The sequence below is a fragment of the Ruminococcus turbiniformis genome, assembly GCF_020687545.1.
GTDB lineage: Bacteria > Bacillota > Clostridia > Lachnospirales > Lachnospiraceae > Mediterraneibacter > Mediterraneibacter turbiniformis.
In genome coordinates this window covers 25,936-50,902 of record NZ_JAJEQX010000008.1, presented here as the reverse complement: position 1 = coordinate 50,902, position 24,967 = coordinate 25,936, and the positions used below count along the sequence as shown (strand labels likewise).

The window sequence follows — 24,967 nt, the reverse complement described above, 5'->3', positions numbered from 1 at the left end:
CCTTCAAAGTCATGAAATCCTCCTTACAAGCGTTCCGTTTTTCTCCAGTATGCCCTCTTTGTATCTGCGTGCGAAAAGAACCTCCCCGGATTCTCCCACATGCACACCCTCCCGGGAACAGTTGAGTACAATCTCCGTTTTCCCGCCTTCCCGGTCCAGCTTGATATACTCCACGCACCGGCGGTTTTCATACCGGTTCGGAAAGTGGAAATACGGACTCTTAAGCGCCGGGTATGTCTGCCGCATACGGATCAGCCTGCGCATCTGCGCGATCCGCTCCTGGTTCTCCCTGGAACCGATCTCATCCCACGGCATGCACCTCCTGCAGTCCGGGTCAAACCCGCCCTCCATGGCAATCTCCGTGCCATAGTAAATGCAGGGGCTTCCCGGCAGTGTAAACAGGATGGCGAGCTGCTGGTAAAAAATGTCCAGATCATGAAAACGGCTCATCAGCCGCTGTGTGTCGTGGGAATCCAGAAGGTTAAAAAGGACATTATTGCACTGCTGCATATACATAGTATAGCAGCGGTTTACCATGTACTCAAACTCTTTTTTGTCCATGGACTTATCCAGGAAAAAGTCGTGGATTCCGCTCATAAGCGGATAATTCATCACTGAGTCGTACTCGTCTCCCGCAAGCCACTGGCTTGCGTCATGCCAGATCTCACCCAGCAGATAGATATCCGGTTTTATTTTTTTGAGACGTTTTCTCATCCGCTTTAAAAACAGATGGGACACTTCGTTTCCCACGTCGAAGCGGATGGCGTCGATAGAAAATTCCCTGATCCATCTCTCGCATACGCCGCAGAAATAGTCAATCACTTCCTCATTGTTTGTGTTAAGCTTCGGCATCCAGTCCGCGAAGGCAAACGAGTAAAACCTGCCGTCCCTTGTGTCCCTTCTCTCCCTGAGGGCAGACCAGTCGTTGATCATAAACCAGTCCGCAAAAGGAGAGTCTTTTCCCTTCTCAAGTACGTCCTTCCACGGCGCGAAAGCCGTGCCGCTGTGGTTGAACACAGCGTCCACCATGACACGGATTCCTGATTTGTGGGCTTCTTCCACAACCCGGCGCATGTCTGCGTTATCGCCGAAGGAAGGGTCGATCTTCATATAGTCTGTCGTATTGTACTTATGGTTTGAATCCGCCTCCATCACGGGGTTTAAATAGATTCCCGTGACGCCAAGTTCTCTCAGATAGGGCAGCTTCTGACGGATCCCTTCCAGATTGCCGCCATATTTCTCCCGGTTTGTCACCGGACCGGTCTGCCAGGGCAGGACATCGGATGCGTTTTTATCCGGCGTACCGTTTGCGAACCGGTCCGGAAAGATCTGGTACCACACCGTATCATTGACCCATTCAGGCGTGCGGTTTATATCTGCGGAGTTCATCCACGGCACAATGAAATACTGGAGAATCCTCCCCGGCATGTCCATCTGTTCTTTTGTCAGGAATCCGTCCTCAAAACAGTACCAGACCTCGTCTTCTGTATGCAGTTCAAAGTAATATTTACATCTCTTATACGGAGGGACAAGCGTGGTTGTCCACCACATATGATGGGAAAGCCGTTTTTTGTACACGATCTCCTCTCTCGTCCCGTGCCATTTTTCACTTCCGCCGAGGATTCCCGCGTCGAAGGGATCACCGTGGACAATAAATACCTGCTTAACGTCAAATCCTGTCTTCAGGTTGATAATCAGTTCGTTTTCATTGAGTGCGTAGCTCATCTGCTCTGATGTCTTGTGATATACTGCTGAAAAATCCATACTCTTCTCCTAAGCCTTTTCAATCTCCCGGTATACTCTGAGAACCTCTCCCACACTCCACGCCTGGGCAAAACACCCTTTCGACACTGTGGGATTCCCTCCGTCGTAAATCTCGGGGAGCTGCCCGGCGCATCCTTCCCGCATGGCTCCCTCTAACGCGTCAAGCCCCTCTTTTACCTTCCTTAACGAGCGCTCGTCATATCCGCCGGCCCGCAGGCAGGCGATATAGAAGGCGCCCAGCGGAAAGACCCAGACTGTTCCCTGATGGTAGGCCAGGTCGCGATTAAGCATGCTTCCCGTGTAAACAGAATGAAACTCCGGGTCATCCGGCGCAAGAGTGCGGAGCCCGTAAGGTGTGTAGAGCTTTTCCTCTACTGTGTCCACCACCTGTCTGGCTTTTTCTCCCTCAAGGACGGGAAACGGCATGGACAGGGCCCATATCTGGTTGCATCGGATCTGAGTGTCCGCCGCCGTACCGGAGAGCACATCTTTCAGGCAGTGCCTCTCCTCCATCCAGAATTTCTCCTCAAAAGATTTCTTTACCTTCCGTGAAAGAGATTCATATTTTTCCCCGTCTTTTCCAAGCATCCGGCAGGCCCTGGACATAATCTCAAGAGCGTTGTACCAGTATGCGTTGATCTCCACAGGCTTGCCGTGTCTTGGCGTGGGGAGAATCTCTCCCGCGCGCACATCCATCCATGTCACCTGGTCCAGGCCGCTGCCCGCGCAGATCAGCCCGTCGCTGTCCATATGGATACTGAAGTCTGTCCCTTTTTCATAAGCGGCAACGATGCGTTCCATAACAGGAAACATTTCCTCAAGGAAGGAAATCTTCTCCGCGGAACACTGCAGCAGCCAGACACAGTTGATAAAAAGAAGGGCGGCGTCCGCCGTGTTATACATCGGCTCGCTCTTTCCTTCCGGAAACAGATTGGGCATCAGCCCCTTTTTCTCATACTGAGCGAATGTTCTCAGGATTGATTCTGCCTCTTCATACCTGTGTGTAGCGATGCACACCCCGGGAAGGGCGATCATCGTGTCTCTCCCCCAGTCTTCAAAGAAGGGAAAGCCCGCGAGTATTGTACTTCCTTTCGTCGACTCCCTGCGGGCAATAAACTGGTCTGCGCTTTTCGCGAGAAACGAAGCCGTCCTGTCGCGAAATCCCGCCTTTTCTTCCAGCATCCGACGCCTGCGGACCGTTTCTTCTATCACTGTTTTTGCAAGCCTGGCCGCCTCTGTATTTTTTGGGGCTTTTCCCCACTGTGCCCGGCAGGCTTCATCTGCGCAGAACACAAGGCAGAGTTCCTTTTCTTCTCCCGCTTCCACATCCAGGCCGATTTGAATACACGCTTTCGAAAGTCCCGTCTCTCTCCTGCCGTCGCAGACATCATACGCATATCTGTACGTCTCGGATATTTCCGGGATATCCTTCACCACCCCGTCCGTCAGGAAGGCCAGAGACATTTCTTCGCTTTTAATCATATTTCCGCTTCTGACAAATGTTTTCCCGGGAGGCATATCCTCCCCTTTTGGCATAAACTGAAAAAAGGGCGTCACGCGAAGCTGTATGCCGCTTCTCCTCGCGTTTCTCACACGGTAGCGCGCCACAACTGTATTCTCCCCATGCCTTAGGGCAGCCTCCTTCACCACCTCTACGCCGTCCGCGCAATAGGTCCAGACAGGATAATCCTCATAGCAGAATTTCCAAAGCAGGCGGTACCCTTCCTCTTTTGTCCCGTCGGCAAATTCCTGGGAGGAAAGCGTCCATGTGCCCCCGTCCCGGTCCGTAATTTTTTCAGACAGACGGTGCACCATGTTGACGCGGTTGTTCGGGGCGTGTGTGCAGGCCATAAGGAACGCGTGGTCATTGCGGGCCGCGGACCCTGCCGCGGTCAGGGAGGAAAAACCTCCCAGAGCGTTAGTCATAAGATAACAGTTTTCCTGTGCCCGCTCTAGTGTCTGATAATCCTGTCTTCCATAAATCCATTTCATGCCCATGGGTTTTTTCTCCTTGATAATACAATGTTATAATCTGCCGCAATCACACCGCCTTAAGCGTGTTTTGCGCCGCGCGCATCCGGGGCCTCCCGAGAATCAAAACGCTCTGGGGAAGAATCCGCGTTTCTCCCTCCACGTATCCCGGAGACTGCCAGAGCCTGCTGTCTCTGCCGTCGCAGAGCACCTCCCACTTTTCTCCTCCCAGGGAAACCTTCTTCGTCTTTCTGCTGCTGTTGTAGACAATCTTCAATATGCTCCATCTCTCCTGCGGACGGTTATCCACAAGAAAACTTACAGCCCCCTCCTCCTTTGCTATACCAAAGATCCGCGCGGAAGCCTCTTCTGACTTGTCACAGAGGCCCGGAAGCTGTTTCCTTAAGGCGATCAGTCCCTGATAGTATTCCACGAGAGAGCGGTTTTCCCACGCCTGCTCCCAGTCCAGCCTGTTCAGGCTGATCGGCGCGTTATATGAGTCTTCCATCCCTTCCTTTGTCCGGGCAAACTCTTCGCCGGAGAGAAGGAACAAAGTTCCCTGGCATGTCATATAGAGAGCCGCCGCCATACGGTTAAGCCGCATCTTTTCTTCCCTGTCCGATCCTGGCATGGTCTCGGTCAGTTTATCCCAGAGTGTCTGGTTGTCGTGCGCGGACACGTAAGTAATCACCTGGGAAGGAGCTTTCACCCCGTACTTTTTCCCCGTCTGTTCCCCGCACCACGCCCCGGCGCTGCTTATAATATCCTCTTCTTTTTCCTCCGCTCCGTTTATAAATCCGGGCTTTTTAACTTTAAGCGCGGAACCTTTTACAGCGTCCCGCGTATCATCGCAGAACATGCCTATATTTTCGTCCAGAAGGGAAATGTTTTTCTTAAGCGCAGGGACGGCGCCGCCTTCCATGGCAGTCTCCCCGGCCGCCCAGGGTTCTCCGAAAAGCAGTTTTTCCCCTTTACCGTACCTCTCATCCAGTTCCCTTCTAATCCGGTTCATCAGCCCTACATCAAGAAGCCCCATCAGATCAAAGCGGAACCCGTCAATATGGTACTCCTGCGTCCAGTACAAAACCGACTGGAGAATATAGTCCGCGCACATCTCCCGCTCGCTTGCCACATCATTTCCGCAGGCAGAGCCGTTGGAGATCCGCCCGTCATCAAACACGCGGTAGAAGTACCACGGCGCCGTCCTCTGAAACCAGGAATCCAGAGAATAGGTATGATTATACACCACATCCATAATCACTCTGAATCCGCGGGCATGAAGCGCCTGTATCATCTCCTTCATCTCCCTGACGCGTACCTCGCCGTGAGCCGGGTCTGAGGAATAGGAGCCTTCCGGCACGTTATAATTTACCGGGTCATATCCCCAGTTAAACTGTGTATCCTCACCCTCTTCGTCCACGGAACCGTAATCGTACGCGGGCATAATCTGAATGTGGGTCACTCCTAAGCCGCGCAGATAGTCAAGGCCCGTGGGGTGTATCCCATCATGGTAAAGCGTCGTGCTGCCGCATGTGAACGCTTTATACTTTCCTCTTACCTCCTCCGGAAAACCTCCGGAAGCATCCCAGGAAAATTCTTTTACGTGCAGTTCATAGATAACCTGCTCAGGCCCTTTTTCCGGAGATCTGTCAAACTCCCATCCATCCGGGTCCGTTAACCTTAAGTCCACAGCCATGCTTCTGCGCCCGTTGATTCCGCACGCCTTTGCGTACGGGTCCGCGCTGGTAACCGTCTCATCTTCAATCACAAGTGTGTAGTCATAATAGACTCCATGCATGTTTTCTTTGGCCGCGAAACTCCACACGCCATTTTCCTCTCCGGACATGGGAATATGCGCATACGCTTCTCCCGCGCTTCCTTCCCTGTACAGATTCAGGGTGACGCTGTCTGCCGAAGGACTCCAGAGCTTAAATAAAGTCCTCCCGGCCGTGCAGCTCACCCCCAGGTCATTTCCTTTATATATGTAATTTTCCCTGAACGAAGGGCTTTCATAATACTTTTTCCATTCCAGTGGTGTCTTCATAATCAGTATGCCTTTCTTCTGTTTATTGCAAAGCGTTCCCTCTGTCCGCCTTGATGCCCTGCCGGCCGGAAAGCCGCCCATTCTGCGGTAGACATAAGCCTGCAGGATGGATACTGCCGTCGGCATCTATCCTGCAGGCTTTCATATTTACATTGCAGACAGGCGTTATCCTTTGACCGCGCCGGACATTCCGTCCACATAGTATCTCTGCATATACAGGAACAGTGCGGCGATCGGAATCGAGATCAGCACCGCCCCTGCCGCAAAGCAGGTGTACCAGCTGTCTATGTATTCTTTCTCGAGCATCCTCCAAAGTCCGATGGCAATTGTATACTGGTCAGAGTTTGCCCGGCATATCACCTTTGCGAAGATGAAATCCAGCCATGGGGACATAAAGGAGGTAAGTACTGTATACACGACGATCGGCTTGCTTAAAGGAAGCGTGATCTTTGTAAATATCTGCCATCTTGTACACCCGTCCAGAATTGCCGCCTCATCCACCGCCATGGGGATGGTGTCAAAGAATCCCTTGGCAATCTGGAAAGAGAGCCCGGCTCCGCCCGAGTATACAAGAATGAGCGCCAGCTTGATCAGATTTCCTTCTGTCATTCCCAAAGCCTTTAAGATAAAGTATACTGCGATCATGGACATAAATCCGGGGAACAGTCCCAGAATCATAGCCATGTTCATATATGGTTTCCTCAGCTTAAAGCGAAGCCTTGACAGGCAGTAGGACACGGCCAGCACATAGAACGTCGCCAGTATGCAGGAGCAGATGGCGATAAACAGTGTGTTCATAAACATCTGCGGGAAGTTTAAAATCGTTGTATCTGTAAACAGCCTGATGTAATTGTCCAGTGTATAGGACTGGGGAAGGAACGTGGACACGTAGGAACCCTTCTCCGCGCGGAAACTGGTCAGGATCACCCACACGATGGGAAATACCCAGATCACGGCCAGGACTGCAAGAATCACATGGACAATCGTGTTGTTAATAAAACGCTTTCTGCTAGCGGACTGCATTTTCTTTCCAGCCATGTCTTAGAACCCTCCTTCTTCTTTGTATGATTTACTGTTGCGGTATGTAAACAGCGCGCCGATCGCCAGAATAATAAATGTCAGAATACCGATAACCGCGCCGATATTGTAGTATTGCTTGTCGACCGTCAGCTTGTACAGCCATGTGACAAGCAGGTCCGTCTTACCTGCCGTGGACGACAGATCGGTGACAGGATCGCCTCCCGAAAGCAGATAGATTACGTTGAAGTTGTTGACATTTCCTGTAAATGTAACAATCAGGTACGGAGTTGTCACGTACAGCATATACGGCAGCGTAATCTTCGTAAATGTCTGAATCGCGTTGGCTCCGTCCACCTGGGCCGCCTCGTAGAGCTCTCCCGGGATATTCTGGAGTACACCGGTAAGCTGAAGCAGTGTATAAGGTACGCCGACCCAGATATTTACAACGATGACCGTCACTCTCGCCCAGGTGGGGTCTGTAAAGAACGGAAGGCTTGCGTCTGAAGCGATCAGCCCCAGGTTCCTTAACAGGACGTTGACAGCCCCTTCCGGCTGAAGCATTGTCCTCATGATCAGAAGCGAAACAAACATGGGCACCGCGCAGGAAAGGACAAAGCAGAATCTCCAGAACCCTTTCGCCCTCGTTCCCTTCCGGTTGATCATAAGTGAGATGATCATTCCGAAGATATAGTTGGAAAATGTCGCGAAAAACGCCCACACAAGCGTCCATCCAAGTACAGACCAGAAGGTGCTTCCAAGAATACTGCTTGAGTCAAACAGAGCCTTGAAATTGTCAAGACCTACCCAGTCAAAAAGCATCAGATGGCTGTCAATTTTACTGTAGTTTGTAAATGCCATACAGATCATAAAGATCAGCGGCAGGATTGTGAACGCGCCGATGAAAACCATTGGCGGCGTCATGAGAAGCCGGTGCAGGTTCTCATGGAGGAGCGATTTTAAATCCTCTCTGAAACTGTTTACATGCCTGCCTTCCCTTGCCAGGCACTCTGCCTTGTACGCGCTTCTGAGAGAACACATCCAGGCACATACCATCAGTCCGGTCAGAATCACTGTTGCCACACCGTAAAGAAGAATCAGTACGGACTGGTCTCCTCCCGTATACACGTAAATCTGCTGTGCCTCATCCCACACTTCCTTCTGCTCCACTGAGCCGAGTGAAGGAAGCATTGCCAGGAATCCCGCGCCGTTTACAATCATAAAAACCACATATGCCACTTCCACAGCCAGGAAAAGAAGGCCCTTTACAATCTGGCCGTGCACCATATTTCCGAAACCCATGAGCACCATGGTAAGCTTTGTCGCCATATCGCCTTCACTGACTGCTCTTCTGCATGTATAGGGAGTCGGAAAATCATTGACTCTTTTTTTCAAAATTCCCATCCTCTTCACCTCGTCATATTCTATTGCATTCTCACGCGCCGGATCAGATACCGTCGCTGTTCATCGCTTCGTTCATCTGCTCCGTCTGCTCTTTCGCGTTGTCGTGGGTTACAGACCCGTTTCTGATTCCCTTGCCCATATTTTCAACCGGAGTCCAGCAGTTGTTCATCTGGTTTACAAGAGGCTGTATGATCGAAGTGTAGCTGAATGTATTGTTCTGTGCCGTCACAAGTTCATCTGACATAATATCCTCTTCCTCAAGCAGTTCCGTATTGCAGGGTACAACCTGGCGAAGTTCATAGTGGAGCCGCTGAGATTCCGCATTGCCGAGCCAGATGGCAAGCTCAACCGCCTGCACCATGTAATCGCTGTGGGTGTTCACGCCGATTGCCTTTGTGCCGGCATACGCGTACATCTGTTTTTCCTCTCCGTTTAATGTATAGGTAGGAAGTGCGGCTACGCCTATGTTGTCTCCCAGCGCCTCCTTCACTGCATTGGCATCCCATGAACCGGAGAAGAGGGCATTCACGCTTCCGTCTCTCAAGCCCGCCAGGCCGGAGCCCAGGTCATCAATCCTGAAGTTCGGGTTCTGTTCGAGATCGATGAGATAGTTGGTAACTTCCACCGCATTTTCTCCTCCGAAATCCACGCCTGCCTCCTCATCTTTTCCGTCCTCGCCGAACAGGGTACATCCGTTTCCGAGATAGAAGGCCGGCAGATACCATGAGTTCACGAACGGGAAGGATACAACTCCTTTCTCAAGCATTGCGTCGAGACTTTTAATATCCTCTTCCGAGAATACACTTTTATCGTAATACATAAACCATGTATTTGTTGTAAACGGGATACCGTACAGATTGTCATCCATAATCAGCGTATCCAGAACCTCCTGGCTGTTTGTGGACTCTATCTGCTCCCGGTACTTTCCTCCGAATCTTACAATCGCGTCCGCGTTTCTCATAGGTTCAAGAGAGTTGTTCGCGTACATAAATACGTCGGCGCTTGCATCCGGGTCCTGGGCAACCTGTTCTCCCGCGCTTGCCTCATCCATTACTCCATACACAAAAGTGATATCCCATTCCGGATGCGCGTCCGCAAACGCCTCGCAGCAGGTCTGCAGCCATTCTCCGCTGTCCTTAGACTGGTCTTCCGAAGGAGACCACACCATCAGACGGACGCTCTCCCCTCCTTCGCTGCTGCCGCATCCGGTAAGCCCTGTGACTGCCAGGCCGGACATCATAAGCGCAGCGAGCAGAAGTGACACCGCTCTTCTTCTCATCTTTACATCCTCCTTTAATATTGTTTCGTATTGTTTCGCTATCCTCATCATAGGCTTTCTTAACAAAATCGTCAATATTTTTTTACATATTTTTTATTTTTATCTGTTTTATACAATTTCCTTTTGTGAAATTTGTGCAATATTTTTTCATATCTCTATAATCGCCCACTCCCCGTTTTTCCTTTTTCGAAACTTTTCAAAACCGTAATATTCTGCAATGCCTTCAATATAGAAACAGCATTGAATTTCGTTTCTCTTTTCTATATAATAATAGGAGTAAAAGGCAGGGATTTTCTATGACAACAATTCAGGATATTGCTGATAAACTGGGAATTTCAAAGGGTACTGTTTCAAAAGCTCTGAACAATGCTCCTGATATCAGCGAAACATTACAAAAACAAGTGCTCGAAACAGCCGTCGAGCTGGGATATACAAGGCTCCGCCGCTATAAAAAGCCAACACGCAGGCTGTGCGTGATCGTCCAGAAAGACAACATTGAATATCTTGAGCCGCACCATTTCGCGTACGACATCATCATGGGCTTCAGGCAGATGGCCGAGCCGGCCGGATATGAGGTAGAGATCATTCCTCTGGACGTAAAATTTCAGCGTGAAATCACTTATGATATCTTCATGCTGCAAAATGACTTCGCCGGCTCCTTCATCCTCGGATTTTCTCTGGGAGAACCGTGGATGAAAGAGTTTTCATCCAGCCGCACTCCTGCCGTTCTGTATGACAATCATATGATCGGGAACCCGAATACGGCATATGTCGGGATCGACAATAACGAAGGAATGGAACTGGCCGTCGGATATCTGAAAAAACTGGGGCACCAGAAGATCGGCTATTTAAGCAGTGCTCTCGGGTCACATATCATGCAGGTCCGCCACAGGGCTTTTTTTCAGGCCATGCACAGCCACGGCCTGAAAGCTGACTCTTCTTACGCCGGATGTTCCTACTATCTCTCAGAATGTATGGAAAAGCATCTTCCCCGGCTTTTAAAGGAAGGGATGACCGCCGTCATCTGCTGCCAGGATACTTTCGCCAGCGCAGCTATCACCCAGTGCCAGCAGATGGGATACCAGGTGCCGCGGGATATCAGCATTGTCGGCTTCGACGATATTCCTCTCGCTCCCTATACGTCCCCTCCGCTGACTACTGTGCGGCAGGACCGGACTGAACTTGGGAAAAGCGGTTTCTATGCGTTAAGCAGCCTGTTAAACGGCGTGTCCATCGGCACGATGCTTCTCCACGCAGAACTGATGGCGCGGCAGTCTACAGCTCCGGTAAGATCCGAAGAGCAAGACAGGAGAATGGCAAAGGAATGACGGAAGAATGGCTGAGAAACAGACGGGGAACGGACATGCAGGCATGTCCGCTTGGCTCGTTGCCCGCGGGAATAAAGGAGGAAGCAAGAATGGACAGACTCCGGATTGCACAGGCTCAGATGCCCGTGATCACTGACCGGGACACTCTGGCGGATTATCTGAAGAAGACAATGGAAACATGCACAGAAAAAAACGCAGAGCTTCTCGCTCTGCCCGAGATGTTCTGCTGTCCCTATGATATAAAGTCGTTCCCCGTATTCGCCGAACCGGAAGGCGGCTCTGTATGGCAGCTCTGTTCGGATCTGGCACGTTCTTTCCATATCTGGCTCTCTGCCGGCACGATCCCCGAAAGGACGGCAGACGGGAGGATTTACAATACGGCATACGTCTTCTCCCCTGACGGCAGACAGGCCGCAAAGCACCGGAAAATGCACCTTTTCGATATCGGCGTAAAGGGCGGACAGCATTTCCGGGAATCTGACATACTCTCGGCAGGAGATTCAGTCACCGTCTTTTCCACCGAGTTCGGCCCCGTCGGCCTTGCCGTCTGCTTTGACATCCGCTTCCCGGAGCTTTTCCGCCTCATGGCGCTAAAAGGCGCGCGGATAGTTCTTGTACCCGCAGCCTTCAATCTGACGACAGGCCCCATGCACTGGGAGCTTCTCTTCCGCTCTCAGGCAGTGAATAATCAGCTCTTCGTCGTCGGAACATCCTCCGCCCGGGACGAATCGGCCTCCTATGTGTCATGGGGCCACAGCATTGCCGCTGATCCGTGGGGACGGATACTTTCCCAGGCAGACGCCGGGGAAGAGCTTGTATTTACGGAGCTGGATCTTACAGAAGTTGAAAAAGTCCGGGAGCAAATTCCGGTGATGAACAGTTTAAGGACGGATGTGTACCAGGTGAGGGAGGAGTCAGACCTCTGAGAGGAACTCACTGACAAAAGGCAGGGCTGCCCCGATCGCAACCGCATGCTTCCGGTCTTTACTGTCATATCCGTGTCCGTCCGTGTTCCACTTATACTTTCCTTTCGCGATCTTCAGATCCCGGTACATCGTGTAGATATTGTATGCCTGGAATGTTCCGTAAATGGCAATGTTTTTCGGGCATTCCTTCATACAGTACGCGCAGGCCGTACATGGAACCTTCGGATAGGAATTATATTTCTCCCGCGCCGAGGCGATCGCCTTATATTCTTCCTCTGTCAGCGGCTGAAATTCCTTCATATAGGAAAGGTTGTCCTCCATCTGCTCCAGATTGGACATCCCAGAGAGCACTGTAATAATGCCGTCCAGCGACGAGGCGAAACGGACCGCCCAGGAAGACGGCGACGCGTCCGGATTCACCGCTTTCAGAATATCCGAAACCTCCTTTGGCGGTTCGGAAAGGGAACCGCCCTTCACCGGTTCCATTATGATGATCGGCTTTCCGTGCTTTCTTGCCACCTCATAGCATTTGCGGGATTCGATGGTCGGATCTTCCCAGTCTGCATAGTTGATCTGAAGCTGAACAAACTCCATCTCCGGATGGGCGGTCAGGATCTCGTCCAGTACATCCGCCTTGTCATGCATGGAGAATCCCACGTGGCGGATCAGCCCCTCTTTTTTCCTCTCCTGCACAAAATTCCAGATATCATAGTCATCGAAGAAGTGGCTTCTCTGCCTCCTCCTTTGACTTTGCTCCTGCCCAGGCCGGAAGCTTCGTTGCCAGCAGATAACGGTCTCTCGGATAGCGGTCCACGAGGGCTTCCTTTGCCGCGGCCTCCGACTCCCCGTCATTATACCCGTAGGCTGTGTCAAAGTAGCAGAACCCTTCTTCCAGAAAACGGTCTACCATCTTTTTTGTCAGTTCCACATCAATGTGCTCCCCGTTCATGGGAAGACGCATCATCCCAAATCCAAGTTTCGGAATATTTTCGCCGAGATATGTTTCCATTTTTCTCCTCCTGTTCACACAATGCATTGTTTTGCTCTATTTCTGATGAATCTCTGTCTTTCTGCAAAGTTCAAACCACTGGCATCCGGCACAGATCCTCTGAAATTCATCTGTCTCAAAAATCCGCTTCCTTGCTCTCGATGACAGCTCAGCCCACGAAGCGCTCTCCCCGTAAGCGAAATCACAGACACGAAGAACAGCGTCGTCCATCCGCTCCACCTTCCCGCAGGAGGTGCAGACTCCGTCCTCATTGTTCGGGCATGCTTTGCAAAGATCATCGCACCCGTGCGCCGCCGTAATCTCTGTCCCGGGATTTTTCGCAAGCTCAGACACAGCACGGCTCATATGCGCAGTAAATTCTTCATTGTATCCGTGCCCCGTAAACTTCTGAATACAGAGAATGTGATGTGGCCTTATATACATGCCGCCTGCTCTTTTCTTCCGTTTTGCCCCGCGCACATACCCCACAAGGTTTTCTTCAAGCTCTTTCATTGTCTCTTCTGTTTCCGGATTGGAATAGGAAATCCTGTGTATAATCTTTCTCACATAGTCATTTTCTTCCACAATATCCAGACTTTCCCGAAAATTCAGATCATAAAAATACGCCAGATAAGAGATCCAGTAATCCATCGGCGTAACCCGGTCGGCAGATCTGATACTCCGGCCGGCAAGCGCGTCCTCCCTCACCTTCGGCGAGACTTCCGAAGTCCCGATCACATCCTCCGGCGCGTCCATGAATGTTTCAAAGGCGTCCTCAAGCTTTACTCTGCAGTTGTCCAGCTTGTCCGCGTCCCGGATGATTCTGGCATGAAGAAGCGTCCTCTCATCCAGGCCTTCCGTCTCATCCAGGGCGAAATCACTGTGTCTGGCGATGGCGGTCCGGATGATCTCATCCCATTTCTCTTCCGGGACAAACTCCCGGATCATCCCTGTTCTGCCGCTGTCTTCGTCTCCGAAAAGGATCTGTACGCCGTACGCCGCATGATCCATCGTATCGGGAAGAAAGCTGTCAAACCGCTTTAACTGTTCAAACCGTCCGATATCATGCAGAAGGGCGATCACCCTCGCCAGCTCCCTGTCCTCTTTTGAGAGGCCCATGCGGTCCGCAAGAGCCGTGCTCTGAGCCACCACGCCGTATGTATGAACGATCTTCAGCCTTACTTTTCCGTCCTCCCGGTCATAGTGATCCAGATATTTCTCAAATACTTTCTGCGCACGGCCGTAGTCCGGACCTTCCTTTTCTCTTTTTATCACAGCATCCATAATTCTGCTCTCCACTTAAACTATCTCTTTTTTCAACTCAGGGCATCCCCTGAGTTTTAAAAAAGAGACCGAAACTCTACCCCTCTGAACATAACTGGCTGGTAAAATTCCGATCTCTCTTTGTTTTTGCTGCCGATTTGCGGATGAAACTTCCAATTGGAAGACACAGCGCGTGACAAAGGGTATCGCGCAGCAGGCCGTAAAGAACGCCGGCATTTAGAGCGCGTCTTTTGCGCTCTTACGTGCCGCTGCGTTCGTCCCGAGCGAAAGCGGGCCTGCGAGTGATACTCTTTGTCACGCGCGTTACTTTCCATACAGCAGTTTCACCCCGCAAATCCGCAGCTACTTCCCAAGCAGATGATCCATCATCCGGTATCCTTCCGCAATCACCACACCTGTTTCCCGTCCGGTCCGCTCACAGTATGTCTCTTTTCCGGCCGCTTCCTTCGTGCTGTCATAGAGCATATACGGCACCGGGTCTGACACATGGGTACGCACCCGCACCGGCGTCGGATGATCGGGAAGCACAAGCATTCTGAAATCAACACCCGCTTCCTTCAGGGCATCCGCCACAGGTCCGATGACCTGACTGTCAATTGACTCAATCGCCTGGATCTTGTCCGGAGCACTGCCCTGGTGTCCCATCTCATCCGGAGCCTCGATATGGACATACACAAAGTCAAATCCTTCCTCTGTCAGCGCCTTCACGGCAGCCTTGCCCTTGCCGGCATAATTCGTGTGAAGTCCTCCGTTTGCCCCTTCCACTGTAATATTGTGCATACCCGCGCCCACCGCGATTCCCTTTAAAAGATCCACCGCGGAAATCATCGCGCCTTTTACCCTGTTCTTCTCCTCAAAGGAGGTCAGTGCAGGACGTGTTCCCGCGCCCCAGAACCAGGCGGAGTTTGCAGGATTTTTCCCCTCCTGACGACGTTTTACATTAATCGGATGGTCTTTCAGGATCTCATAGCTTCTGATCATCATATCCCGAAGCACAGGATCTTCCGGCAGATACTCTCCGATTCTCTTTGTGAGAATATCGTGGGGTGCCGTCAGTTCTGTGACTTTACCATCCTTTTGAATGAGCAGATGCCGGTAGCTTGTTCCGACATAAAACCGGTATCCGTCCCGCTCCAGCTCCTTTTTCAGCGCATCGATCAGGACCGCCGCGTCCTCTGTCGGGATTTCTCCCGAACTGTGATCCAGAATCCTGCGGTCCTCATACGCCTCTTCCTCCTCGGAAAGAGTAACAAGGTTGCACCGGAAGGAGACGTCCTTCTCTCCCATCTGCGCGCCGATGCTGAGTGCTTCCAGCGGGGAGCGTCCGGAGTAATATTTTCTCGGATCATATCCGATCACAGACAGATTGGCGGTGTCGCTCCCCGGCGCCATTCCCTCTGGCACCGTGCGCACCATACCGATCTCCGATGTCTTTGCCAGGCGGTCCATATTCGGGGTATGCGCCGCCTCCAGAGGAGTCTTCCCTTCAAGCTCCTCCAGCGGCTCATCCGCCATACCGTCACACAAGATCACGACATATTTCATCTTATCCACACCTTCGTCCTCTCTTTACGCCTACGCCTCTGCGCCCTGCTCCTCAAAACGGATCATGTGCAGGATTCCGCTGATCTGCGCCGCTTTCTTTCCGTACTCGCCCTCGGTCATCACTTCTGTGATAAATCCGAATTCTCCGTCAAGCCCGCTTACTCTGACAATCTCTACCGGCCCGAAGAGCGCTTCCACTTCCGCTTTCCGCGCATCCGCGCCGCCTTCCATGCGGACAAAGAACCGCTTGCTTGTATCCTCAATCGGAAGAAGCTCCAGCTTCTCGTTTTTCCACATTGTCATAATGTTTCTGTGGAGATGTTTTGCCTCGTCCACAACATCCGCGACAACCGCGCTTGCCGTCGGCAGCTTGCCGGCTCCGCTTCCGTAGAACATGGCGTCTCCCAGCATGTTTCCGTGTACGAACACCGCGTTGAATACGTCGTCCACGCTGTAGAGCGGATGTTCTTTGTTCAGAAGCGCCGGGGCCACAATGGCGTGGAGATGGCTTCCGTGGCGCTTGCTGGAGGCCAGAAGCTTGATCGTCATCCCCATCTCTTTTGCGTACATCATATCCTCTCTGGTGATCTTTGTGATTCCTTCTGTATAGATATCCTCAAAATCAACCTGCTGTCCGGAAATCAGGGAAGACAGAATCGCAATCTTGCGGCACGCGTCATATCCCTCCACGTCCGCCTCCGGATTGCGCTCCGCATACCCGTTGTCCTGCGCCTCTTTGAGCACTTCGTCATAGTCGGCGCCCTCGTAGAACATCTTGCTCATCATGTAGTTTGTCGTGCCGTTTAAGATTCCGGTAATCTCTTCGATCCGGTCAGCCGTAAGGCTTGAGTTCAGCGCGCGGATAATCGGAATACCGCCGCCCACGCTGGCCTCAAAGAGGAAGTTTAAGTTTCTGTCCCGCGCGATGGAGAGAAGCTCGGCTCCGTGCTTTGCCACGAGTGCCTTGTTGGATGTGGCAACGCTCTTGCCCGCCTCAAGGCAGCGCTTCACAAATGTGTACGCCGGCTCAATGCCTCCCATCACTTCCACAACAATGCGGATCTCCGGGTCATTGATAATGATATCCACATCATGAACGATCTTCTCCTGAATCGGGTCCCCAGGGAAATCTCTTAAGTCGAGCACGTATTTGATGTTGATCTCATCGCCTACGCGCTGGTTGATGATGTCGCCGTTCGCCCGGATCACTTCCACAACTCCGGATCCTACTGTTCCGTATCCCATTACCGCTATGTTTACCATTGTTTTCTCCTTTTTGTATCTTTCTTTTTATGTAGCCAAAACAGGCTCCCGGCTTATTTATCCGGGCGCCTGTCTACATATTTGCACTCAAATATGCGTTGATAAACGGATCGATATTGCCGTCCATAACTCCATTCACGTTGCTGACCTCGGCGTTTGTCCGGTGATCCTTAACCATTGTATACGGCTGCATGACATAGGACCGGATCTGGTTGCCGAAATTGATATCCCGGACTTCCCCCCTGATATCCGACATCTTCTCCGCCTGCTCCTGCTGCTTCATCAGATACAGCTTGGACTTGAGCATCTGCATTGCCTTGTCTTTGTTCATGTGCTGAGAACGCTCGTTCTGACACTGAACGACGATGCCGGTCGGGAGATGGGTGATCCTGACAGCGGACGAAGTCTTGTTGATATGCTGCCCGCCTGCGCCGCTGGAACGGTATGTGTCGATCTTCAGGTCATCGTCATTGATCTCGATGTCGATATCCTCCTCAATATCCGGAATTACATCGCATGACGCGAACGAAGTCTGACGCTTGCCCGCCGCGTTGAAAGGCGAAATGCGCACAAGGCGGTGAACTCCCTTCTCCGAACGCAGATAGCCGTAGGCATTCTCGCCCTTCACCTCGAACGTGACGCCCTTGATTCCCGCCACATCTCCTTCCAGATAATCCAGTTCCTCGACCTCGTATCCCTTTTTCTCAGCCCATCTTGTATACATGCGGTAGAGCATCCCCGCCCAGTCGCATGATTCCGTTCCGCCCGCGCCCGCATGGAGCGTGACGATGGCATTGTCCCTGTCATAGGGACCTGTCAGAAGCGTACTGATACGCAGCTCCTCGAACGTTTCCTCGAACTGCTTCAGCTCTTCTTCCAGTTCCTGCGCTGTCTCCTCATCCGGTTCTTCCTCTCCCATCTCAATGAGAAGAAGCATGTCATCGTAATCAGAATACAGCTGTTCAATCTGTTTCACAGAGTCCTGAAGGTTCTTCAGTTCCTTCATCACCTGCTGGGACGTTTCCGGGTCGTCCCAGAACCCCGGTTCCTCCAGACGTTTCTGGAGTTCTTCCACTCTCAGCTTCTTTGAAGCCAGGTCAAAGTGAATCCCTCAAATCTTTCAGCGGTTCTTCATATGCAGTAAGTCTTGCTTTTAACTCATCCAGTAAAACCACCTTAATCACCTCTTTCATCATTTAAAATTTATTATTCATTCTGTTCCCGGATTTACGCCGACTGTTTCCGGCCGCAGCACTGTTTGTATTTTTTACCGCTTCCGCACGGACACGGATCGTTCGGATAAATCTTCTTCTCCGCTCTCTTCTTCGGCGCCCTCACGGAACTTTCGTCCTTGTTCGTACCGGTAACTTTCGCCACTTCCTCACGCTCTACCTTCTGCTCCACGCGGACGTTAAACAGCGTGCGGATCGTTGTCTCCGCGATCATGTTCGTCATCTCACCGAACATATTGTAGCCCATCATCTTGTACTCCACGAGCGGATCTCTCTGGCCGTACGCCTGAAGTCCGATACCCTGGCGCAGCTGATCCATATCATCGATGTGATCCATCCACCTGGCGTCGATTACTTTCAGCAGGACAACGCGCTCGATCTCACGGATCTGTTCCGGTTCCGGGAATTCTGCTTCTTTCGCCTCATACGCCTTGACCGCGCGCTCCTTTAACATATGCTTTAACTCTTTCTGGCGGATATCCCGGTATTCTTCCTCTGTCGGGAGCGGAAGCTGCGGAATTACATTGTGAAGATTCACGCCGAGTCCGGTCATATCCCACTCCTCGGAATCCACGTCGGGGGAGGCGAACCGGTCTGTCACATTCTCCACATACTCTGTGATCATGTTGTAGATCGTGTCCCGCATGCTCTCGCCGTCCAGCACCCGGCGCCGCTCGCCGTAGATGATCTCCCTCTGCTCGTTCATGACCTGGTCATACTCAAGCAGGTTCTTACGGATGCCGAAATTATTGATCTCCAGTTTCTTCTGTGCGGATTCGATTGCGTTGGAAAGCATTTTGTGCTCAATCTGCTCGCCCTCTTCTACGCCGAGCGCGTTGAACACGCCCATCAGCTTCTCGGAACCGAACAGGCGGAGCAGGTCATCTTCCAGAGAGATGTAAAAACGGGACTCTCCGGGGTCTCCCTGACGTCCGCTTCGGCCGCGGAGCTGGTTGTCAATTCGTCTTGACTCATGGCGCTCCGTACCGATAATCTTAAGTCCTCCGGCCTCTCTCGCCTCGTCATCCAGCTTAATATCCGTACCACGGCCCGCCATGTTCGTGGCGATAGTCACAGCACCATGCACACCGGCGTCAGCCACGATCTCCGCCTCCTGCTCATGGTACTTGGCGTTGAGTACATTATGTTTGATGCCCTCTTTCTTAAGCATGCCGCTTAAGAGCTCGGACACCTCGATAGTGATTGTTCCGACGAGCACCGGCTGCCCGGTGGCATGTGCCCGCTTTACTTCCTCCACAACCGCTTTGTACTTCTCTTTCTTTGTCTTATACACGGCGTCCTCAAGATCCACCCTCTGGACCGGTCTGTTTGTCGGGATCTCGATAACATCCATTCCGTAAATATCACGGAACTCCTTTTCCTCTGTGAGAGCCGTACCGGTCATACCGCTCTTCTTATCAAACTTGTTGAACAGGTTCTGGAATGTAATGGTTGCCAGAGTTTTGCTCTCCCTGCGCACCTTCACATGTTCCTTCGCCTCAATTGCCTGGTGAAGTCCGTCCGAATACCGGCGTCCCGGCATGATTCGTCCGGTGAACTCATCGACGATCATAACCTCGCCTTCCTGGTTGACCACATAGTCCTGATCCTTGAACATCAGGTTATGGGCGCGGAGGGCAAGAATGATATTGTGCTGAATCTCAAGGTTCTCCGGATCGGCAAGGTTGTCGATGTGGAAGAACTTCTCCACCTTCTTCACACCGTCCTCAGTCAGGTTTACCGTCTTCTCTTTCTCATTGACAATAAAGTCTCCTGTCTCCTCGATCTCCTCACCCATGATGGCGTTCATCTTCGAAAACTCGCCGCTGGCCTCGCCTCTCTCCAGCTGTCTCGCCAGAATATCGCACGCCTCATACAGTTTCGTGGACTTGCCGCTCTGTCCGGATATGATCAGCGGTGTTCTCGCTTCATCAATGAGAACTGAATCCACCTCGTCGATGATTGCAAAATGAAGTCCTCTCTGCACGAGCTGTTCCTTGTAGATGACCATGTTGTCTCTTAAGTAGTCAAATCCAAGCTCATTGTTCGTCACATAAGTGATATCGCAGTTGTATGCGGCGCGGCGCTCCGTATTTTCCATGCCGTTTAACACAACACCCACAGTCAGGCCGAGAAATTCATGTACCTTTCCCATCCACTCTGCGTCACGCTTTGCAAGGTAGTCATTGACTGTGACAATGTGCACGCCTTTGCCCTCCAGGGCATTTAAATATGCCGGAAGCGTGGACACGAGAGTTTTTCCTTCACCGGTCTTCATCTCGGCGATGCGCCCCTGATGAAGGATAATTCCTCCGATAAGCTGAACGCGGTAATGCCGCATTCCGATACTTCGGAAAGCCGCCTCGCGCACAACGGCAAACGCCTCGGGAAGAATGTCATCCAGTGTCTCCCCCTCTTCCAGGCGCTCCCTGAACTCCCTTGTCTTTCCGCGAAGTTCGTCATCTGACAGCGCCCTCATCTCCGGGTCCAGTGCCTCAATCCTGTCCACAATGGGATAGATGCGTTTCAGTTCATTTTCGCTGTGCGTGCCGAAAATCTTCTCTATAAAACCCATATTACACAATTAACTCCTTATTGATAGATTGATTGAAATCTGGCATCGGCAAAGAATTCCGAAGCCACTTATGTTTTCCATTTTAACACTAACTGTCAGGTAATTCAACCAGTTTTGCCAAGCCGCATTCCCTGCACATTCCCTGCACATTTCCTGCCTATTTTCCGGAACCGTACTTCTTCACCGTTTCATAGGGAATATTTCCCCCGAAAAGATCCAGCGCGCTCCCGACTGTAAAGTCCACTTTTCCCCTGCCGGAGTGCTGCAGCTTTTCGATATCTTCCAGGGAACTGATTCCGCCCGCATATGTAACCGGGATTCCGTCCCAGCGCCCGAGCATCTCCACGAGTTCTTCATCCATTCCGGAACGCTTTCCCTCCGCGTCCACCCCGTGAATCAGAAATTCATCGCAGTATCCGGACAGAAGCTCCAGCGTCTCTGTGTTCACCTCAGTCTCCGCGAAGCGCTGCCACCGGTCCGTCACCACACGGTACACACCGTCCTTTTTCCGGCAGCTTAAGTCCAGCACGATATGTTCTCTTCCTACGGCGCGCACAAGTTTTTCCAGATTTTCCCTGTAAAATTTCCCGTCGCGGAACACATAGGACGTGACGATCACATGGCTGGCTCCCGCCCGCAGATACTCTGCGGCGTTGTCCGCCGTGATCCCCCCTCCCGCCTGCATTCCGCCGGGATAGGCATGAAGCGCCTCCTCTGCCTGCCGCTTCGTTTCGCAGAAGTACTCGGAATCCGGGTGATTCAGAAGAATGATATGTCCGCCCTTTAATCCGTCCTTTCTGTACATCTCCGCGTAAAAGGCAGCTCCCATCTCCGAGGAGAAATTCGTCTGCGCACGGTCTCCCTCATCCCGGAGGCTTCCTCCGACGATCTGTTTTACCTTTCCGTTATGTATGTCAATGCATGGTCTGAATTTCATTTGTCTCTCCTTTTGCCTCGGGCAGGCCCGGGCTTTGGCTCGTCGCCCATACAAGTACTGCCGCAGCGCCGGGTATTTCCGGTGTGCGGCAGCCTTGCCTGCTTCGTCAGTTTCCGGCCGTATTGTTCTTCGTTCCGTTGTCATCCGTCAGCTCATCTGCTGCCCGATCGACTCCGTCCGTCACATCGTCTGTCACGCGGTCCACTCCGTCTGTCACATCGTCCACCGCATCATCCAGGATGCCGTCCCCTTCCGTGGCATCATTCACATTGCTCTCACTGCTTCCATTGCCGTCATTTGAAGCGTTGTCGTCCATCGTGGACTGATCCGCTCCGTTATCCGCGTTATTGCTGTCCGCACAGGCTGTCGTTCCGAAAAGTACAGCCAGGCATGTCATGAGCAGCAGAAGTTTTTTCACTCTTTTCATAAGATCGTCTCCCTTTCCATAAAAATTGTTGTATGAATACTATCTGCACATGGAACAATATTTATGCATCGGGAGCTGCTGATTTTTTATTTCGTGCCTTTTCTGAGCTTCTCCATCGCTCTGGCTTCAATCTGGCGCACCCGCTCTCTCGTCACGCCGAGTATTTCGCCGATCTCCTCCAGCGTGTGCGTGCTCTCATCCCCGAGTCCGTACCGCATGCTGATGACCTGCCGCTCTCTTTCCGTAAGCTTTTCAAGCAGGTCTCTGACTTCCTCTCTCTGGGCGAGCAGATTCATGGCGTCCTCGGGCGTCGTCTCCGACCGGTCCTCCACCATATCCCCGAGACTGTTCTCGCCGTCGTCTCCCACCGGAGTTTCCAGAGAAACGGGATTCTGAAGATAAGTAAGAATATTTTTTACGTCTTCCTCCGAGCGGTCGCCGAGATTCTCCGCGATCTCACGGGGCGTCGCATCCCTTCCAAGGGTCTGCTGCAGTTCCTTCGCAGCGCGCTGGACCCGTTTCATATTTTCCGCTACGTGAACCGGCACCCGTATTTCCCGCGACTGCTGGTCGATAGCTCTCTGCATTGCCTCCTTGATCCACCAGGAAGCATAGGTAGAAAACCGGTTTTCCTTTGTGTAATCGTACTTCTCAGCGGCACGCATCAGTCCCATGTTTCCCTCCTGGATCAGGTCCATAAGCGGGACACCCCTTCCGGTATAATGTTTTGCCAGCGATACAACCAGGCGCAGATTGCCTTCTTCCAGCTTTTTTCTGGCAGAGTCATCCCCCGCTGCAATCTGTCTGCCCAGCTCCCTCTCCTCCGATTCATCGAGGAGCGGAATCTGGCCGATCTCTCTTAAATAAATCTGAAGCGGTTCCGACACTTCTTCGTTTCCAAACTGCTGTTCTCTCTCCATGATTCCTTCTCTTTCTTTGTTGTCTGCAGCCTGTTCCTCTGTCGAAGGCCTACAGCTTTTCCGTAATTTCACCGTTTCGGTACGCCTCCAGCAGACGTTCCAGATCCTGCACCTGTTCTTTCAGTATCCGTCCGGTATCCGTGTCGCCGACAAGCCTGCGCTTGACAACCCTCTTTACAACCATAAGCTCGGAATGAATGTCGCTTTCCTTTTCAATGGCAGCCTCTTCCGATTCAAAAGGCTCATGGGCCACCAGCAGGAGGCCGTATGAGTTGTCGATAAGCGTATATCCCGCAATCCCGGTCTGTTTCTGGTAAGCGCGGGAAAATCCGCCGTCGATCACCATCACCTTGCCCCCGCATTTGATCGGGCTCTCGCCGTCCTTTTTCTTCACCGGCACATGGCCGTTTATGATATGGGCCTCTTCCGGATCCAGTCCGAACTCCCGCAGAATGCCGTTCACAACCTTCTCATCCTCCAGCATGGAATAGTAGGCATTCTTTTTCTCGCCGTGGGTTTCTTTCTCCGCAAGGAAATACCGCTCAAAAGTAGCCATTTTGTCCTTGCCGAAAAGCGGGGAATCGGGGTGAAGCCAGATATACCACATAATATCCTTTCCCTCGGTCCGCTCTTTCTCATCCAGCGCGAAAAAGCCTTTCCGCACATAGGTCTCCAGGGCGTCATACAGTGCCTTTCCCCTGTACTTCTTCCCGTACACTTCGGTCTCCCTCATCTCTCCGTCTTTTGTAAGCGGCACACATCCGTGATACAGAAGATTGTTGTTGTAAACCTTATACAGACTTCCCTTCGAGAGGAGAAGTCTCATATGTTCCTGCAGCTTTTCGCATCCCGTGAACGCGTTTTCAAGCCGCTCCATAATCTCTTCTTCCTCTTCGGTCAGCGCATAGGGATCGGAGGGATCCACTGTTGGGAAATTCGTATCCAGAAGCTGATACTCTTTTCCGTCGAGAAGAATCGTTCCTTTCTCATAATCAATCCTGTGGAGTAAAGCGCGGTTTTCCAGGCCGAATGATTTTCTCCTCCGGATGATCTGCCCCTCCACCTTGAACTGAATGATGGAGATCGCCTTGTGAATCCGCAGGTTCATCTGCATTTCCTGGGAATCCGGCCGCTCCGGCACTTTCAGTTTGAAGCAGGTGCACGGATCATCCTTATATTCTCTCAGCGCAAATGTGGCAAGAGGCAGAAGATTGATCCCGTATCCGTCTTCCAGAATATCCAGGTTGCCGTACCGGGCACAGATACGGATGACGTTCGCGATGCATCCCTTCTGTCCCGCCGCTGCTCCCATCCAGAGCACGTCATGGTTTCCCCACTGAATGTCCAGCGAATGATACTTCATCAGCTTGTCCATGATAATATGCGGGCCCGGCCCTCTGTCATATATATCTCCCAGAATATGCAGGTGATCTACGATCAGCCGCTGGATCAGCTCCGAGATCGCCACAATAAACTGCTCTGCCCGTCCGATTCTTATGATCGTGGAGATGATCTCATTATAATAGGAATCCTTGTCATTCACTCCCGGCTTCTCCGTAATCAGCTCCTCTATCACATAGGCAAAGTCTTTCGGAAGCGCCTTCCTCACCTTGGATCTCGTATACTTGCTGGCCGCGCGTTTGCTCACCTCGATGAGCAGATAGAGGTGGACGCGGTACCAGTCCTCCATGTTCGTCTCCGTCTGCCTTACCATGTCCATCTTCGCCTTCGGATAATAGATCAGAGTCGCAAGAGACTGCTTGTCCCTCACACTCATCGTATTTCCGAACACATCCTCGATTTTCCTCCTCACAGATCCGGATCCGTTTTTAAGCACATGGGAAAACGCCTCGTACTCTCCGTGGATATCCGTCAGGAAATGCTCGGTTCCCTTCGGAAGATTCAGAATGGCCTGCAGGTTGATAATCTCTGTAGACGCCGACGCAATGGTCGGATACAGGTCAGACAGGCGCTCCATGTATCTTGTTTTCAGTTCTCTCATATTTCCTTTTTCCCTCCTGCCCCTCCGGGGCCTTCCGCTCCCGCAGAACATCCCCGCATTC

19 protein-coding genes are annotated in these 24,967 nt (G+C 51.9%); 2 read left to right on the top strand and 17 right to left on the bottom strand.

Annotated elements, in window-relative coordinates:
• Positions 1-9: 9 nt before the first annotated feature.
• Genes LKD70_RS06100 through LKD70_RS06075 form a run of 6 tightly spaced genes read right to left on the bottom strand, consistent with a single transcriptional unit; the run spans position 10 to position 9,479 of the window.
• On the bottom strand, positions 10-1,764 hold the full coding sequence (locus LKD70_RS06100; protein WP_227707146.1) for a glycoside hydrolase family 13 protein: 1,755 nt from the start codon (positions 1,762-1,764) through the stop codon (positions 10-12).
• 9 nt (positions 1,765-1,773) lie between these two features.
• A complete protein-coding gene (locus LKD70_RS06095; protein WP_407690916.1) occupies positions 1,774-3,762 on the bottom strand; it encodes an amylo-alpha-1,6-glucosidase in 1,989 nt (662 codons plus the stop codon).
• A gap of 43 nt (positions 3,763-3,805) precedes the next feature.
• Positions 3,806-5,905, bottom strand: a complete 2,100-nt coding sequence (gene pulA / locus LKD70_RS06090) for a type I pullulanase (RefSeq protein WP_407690915.1) — start codon at positions 5,903-5,905, stop codon at positions 3,806-3,808.
• Positions 5,906-5,944: 39 nt separating this feature from the next.
• Positions 5,945-6,817: a sugar ABC transporter permease gene (locus LKD70_RS06085; RefSeq protein ID WP_227707145.1), complete on the bottom strand. Its 873-nt coding sequence runs from the start codon at positions 6,815-6,817 to the stop codon at positions 5,945-5,947.
• A 3-nt stretch (positions 6,818-6,820) separates the two neighbouring features.
• Positions 6,821-8,200: a carbohydrate ABC transporter permease gene (locus LKD70_RS06080; protein ID WP_227707144.1), complete on the bottom strand. Its 1,380-nt coding sequence runs from the start codon at positions 8,198-8,200 to the stop codon at positions 6,821-6,823.
• Positions 8,201-8,243: 43 nt separating this feature from the next.
• Entirely contained in the window at positions 8,244-9,479 is a 1,236-nt protein-coding gene (locus LKD70_RS06075) for an extracellular solute-binding protein (protein ID WP_227707143.1), read from the bottom strand.
• Between the two features lie 296 nt (positions 9,480-9,775).
• On the opposite strand from LKD70_RS06075, the gene LKD70_RS06070 reads away from it, so the two are divergent.
• The gene (locus LKD70_RS06070; RefSeq protein WP_227707142.1) at positions 9,776-10,807 is read left to right on the top strand and encodes a LacI family DNA-binding transcriptional regulator; all 1,032 of its coding nucleotides are present in this window, start codon (positions 9,776-9,778) and stop codon (positions 10,805-10,807) included.
• The gene (locus tag LKD70_RS06065; protein ID WP_227707141.1) at positions 10,804-11,733 is read left to right on the top strand and encodes a carbon-nitrogen hydrolase family protein; all 930 of its coding nucleotides are present in this window, start codon (positions 10,804-10,806) and stop codon (positions 11,731-11,733) included. Before LKD70_RS06070 ends, LKD70_RS06065 begins: the two co-directional genes overlap by 4 nt.
• On the opposite strand, the gene LKD70_RS06060 is transcribed toward LKD70_RS06065, so the two are convergent.
• The 11 genes from LKD70_RS06060 to LKD70_RS06010 form a co-directional block, all read right to left on the bottom strand.
• A complete protein-coding gene (locus tag LKD70_RS06060) occupies positions 11,722-12,426 on the bottom strand; it encodes an aldo/keto reductase (protein WP_407690914.1) in 705 nt (234 codons plus the stop codon). The two genes, LKD70_RS06065 and LKD70_RS06060, sit on opposite strands and share 12 nt — an antisense overlap.
• Positions 12,427-12,445: 19 nt before the next feature.
• A complete protein-coding gene (locus LKD70_RS18730) occupies positions 12,446-12,742 on the bottom strand; it encodes an aldo/keto reductase (protein WP_407690913.1) in 297 nt (98 codons plus the stop codon).
• Positions 12,743-12,778: 36 nt separating this feature from the next.
• Positions 12,779-14,020, bottom strand: a complete 1,242-nt coding sequence (locus tag LKD70_RS18725) for a DUF1284 domain-containing protein (protein ID WP_407690912.1) — start codon at positions 14,018-14,020, stop codon at positions 12,779-12,781.
• A 327-nt stretch (positions 14,021-14,347) separates the two neighbouring features.
• On the bottom strand, positions 14,348-15,550 hold the full coding sequence (locus LKD70_RS06045) for a cofactor-independent phosphoglycerate mutase (protein ID WP_227707211.1): 1,203 nt from the start codon (positions 15,548-15,550) through the stop codon (positions 14,348-14,350).
• Positions 15,551-15,580: 30 nt separating this feature from the next.
• The gene (locus tag LKD70_RS06040) at positions 15,581-16,813 is read right to left on the bottom strand and encodes a homoserine dehydrogenase (protein WP_227707140.1); all 1,233 of its coding nucleotides are present in this window, start codon (positions 16,811-16,813) and stop codon (positions 15,581-15,583) included.
• A gap of 73 nt (positions 16,814-16,886) precedes the next feature.
• Positions 16,887-17,988 (bottom strand): peptide chain release factor 2 gene (prfB, locus tag LKD70_RS06035; protein WP_227707139.1). Its coding sequence is split into 2 segments (ribosomal slippage): positions 16,887-17,924 and positions 17,926-17,988, totalling 1,101 coding nucleotides; the frame shifts between segments, so codons are not numbered across the junction.
• Between the two features lie 52 nt (positions 17,989-18,040).
• Positions 18,041-20,620, bottom strand: a complete 2,580-nt coding sequence (secA, locus tag LKD70_RS06030; protein WP_227707138.1) for a preprotein translocase subunit SecA — start codon at positions 20,618-20,620, stop codon at positions 18,041-18,043.
• Between the two features lie 157 nt (positions 20,621-20,777).
• Positions 20,778-21,557 (bottom strand): phosphoribosylformimino-5-aminoimidazole carboxamide ribotide isomerase, encoded by a 780-nt coding sequence (hisA, locus tag LKD70_RS06025; RefSeq protein ID WP_227707137.1) that lies wholly within the window; start codon positions 21,555-21,557, stop codon positions 20,778-20,780.
• 106 nt (positions 21,558-21,663) lie between these two features.
• Positions 21,664-21,984, bottom strand: coding sequence for a hypothetical protein (locus LKD70_RS06020; protein ID WP_227707136.1), 321 nt, complete (start codon positions 21,982-21,984; stop codon positions 21,664-21,666).
• An 86-nt stretch (positions 21,985-22,070) separates the two neighbouring features.
• Entirely contained in the window at positions 22,071-22,904 is an 834-nt protein-coding gene (locus tag LKD70_RS06015) for a sigma-70 family RNA polymerase sigma factor (protein WP_227707135.1), read from the bottom strand.
• Between the two features lie 49 nt (positions 22,905-22,953).
• Positions 22,954-24,906, bottom strand: coding sequence for a fructose-1,6-bisphosphatase (locus LKD70_RS06010; protein ID WP_227707134.1), 1,953 nt, complete (start codon positions 24,904-24,906; stop codon positions 22,954-22,956).
• Positions 24,907-24,967: the final 61 nt, after the last annotated feature.

Coding starts and splice junctions, on each gene's coding strand:
- LKD70_RS18730 (WP_407690913.1), bottom strand. CDS start 12,742: ATGGAAACATATCTCGGCGAAAATATTCCGAAACTTGGATTTGGGATG.
- LKD70_RS06010 (WP_227707134.1), bottom strand. CDS start 24,906: ATGAGAGAACTGAAAACAAGATACATGGAGCGCCTGTCTGACCTGTAT.
- LKD70_RS06040 (WP_227707140.1), bottom strand. CDS start 16,813: ATGGTAAACATAGCGGTAATGGGATACGGAACAGTAGGATCCGGAGTT.
- LKD70_RS06020 (WP_227707136.1), bottom strand. CDS start 21,984: ATGAAAAGAGTGAAAAAACTTCTGCTGCTCATGACATGCCTGGCTGTA.
- hisA (WP_227707137.1), bottom strand. CDS start 21,557: ATGAAATTCAGACCATGCATTGACATACATAACGGAAAGGTAAAACAG.
- LKD70_RS06015 (WP_227707135.1), bottom strand. CDS start 22,904: ATGGAGAGAGAACAGCAGTTTGGAAACGAAGAAGTGTCGGAACCGCTT.
- LKD70_RS06070 (WP_227707142.1), top strand. CDS start 9,776: ATGACAACAATTCAGGATATTGCTGATAAACTGGGAATTTCAAAGGGT.
- LKD70_RS06085 (WP_227707145.1), bottom strand. CDS start 6,817: ATGGCTGGAAAGAAAATGCAGTCCGCTAGCAGAAAGCGTTTTATTAAC.
- LKD70_RS06065 (WP_227707141.1), top strand. CDS start 10,804: ATGACGGAAGAATGGCTGAGAAACAGACGGGGAACGGACATGCAGGCA.
- LKD70_RS06080 (WP_227707144.1), bottom strand. CDS start 8,200: ATGGGAATTTTGAAAAAAAGAGTCAATGATTTTCCGACTCCCTATACA.
- LKD70_RS06045 (WP_227707211.1), bottom strand. CDS start 15,550: ATGAAATATGTCGTGATCTTGTGTGACGGTATGGCGGATGAGCCGCTG.
- LKD70_RS06095 (WP_407690916.1), bottom strand. CDS start 3,762: ATGGGCATGAAATGGATTTATGGAAGACAGGATTATCAGACACTAGAG.
- LKD70_RS06075 (WP_227707143.1), bottom strand. CDS start 9,479: ATGAGAAGAAGAGCGGTGTCACTTCTGCTCGCTGCGCTTATGATGTCC.
- secA (WP_227707138.1), bottom strand. CDS start 20,620: ATGGGTTTTATAGAGAAGATTTTCGGCACGCACAGCGAAAATGAACTG.
- LKD70_RS06100 (WP_227707146.1), bottom strand. CDS start 1,764: ATGGATTTTTCAGCAGTATATCACAAGACATCAGAGCAGATGAGCTAC.
- pulA (WP_407690915.1), bottom strand. CDS start 5,905: ATGCCGACGGCAGTATCCATCCTGCAGGCTTATGTCTACCGCAGAATG.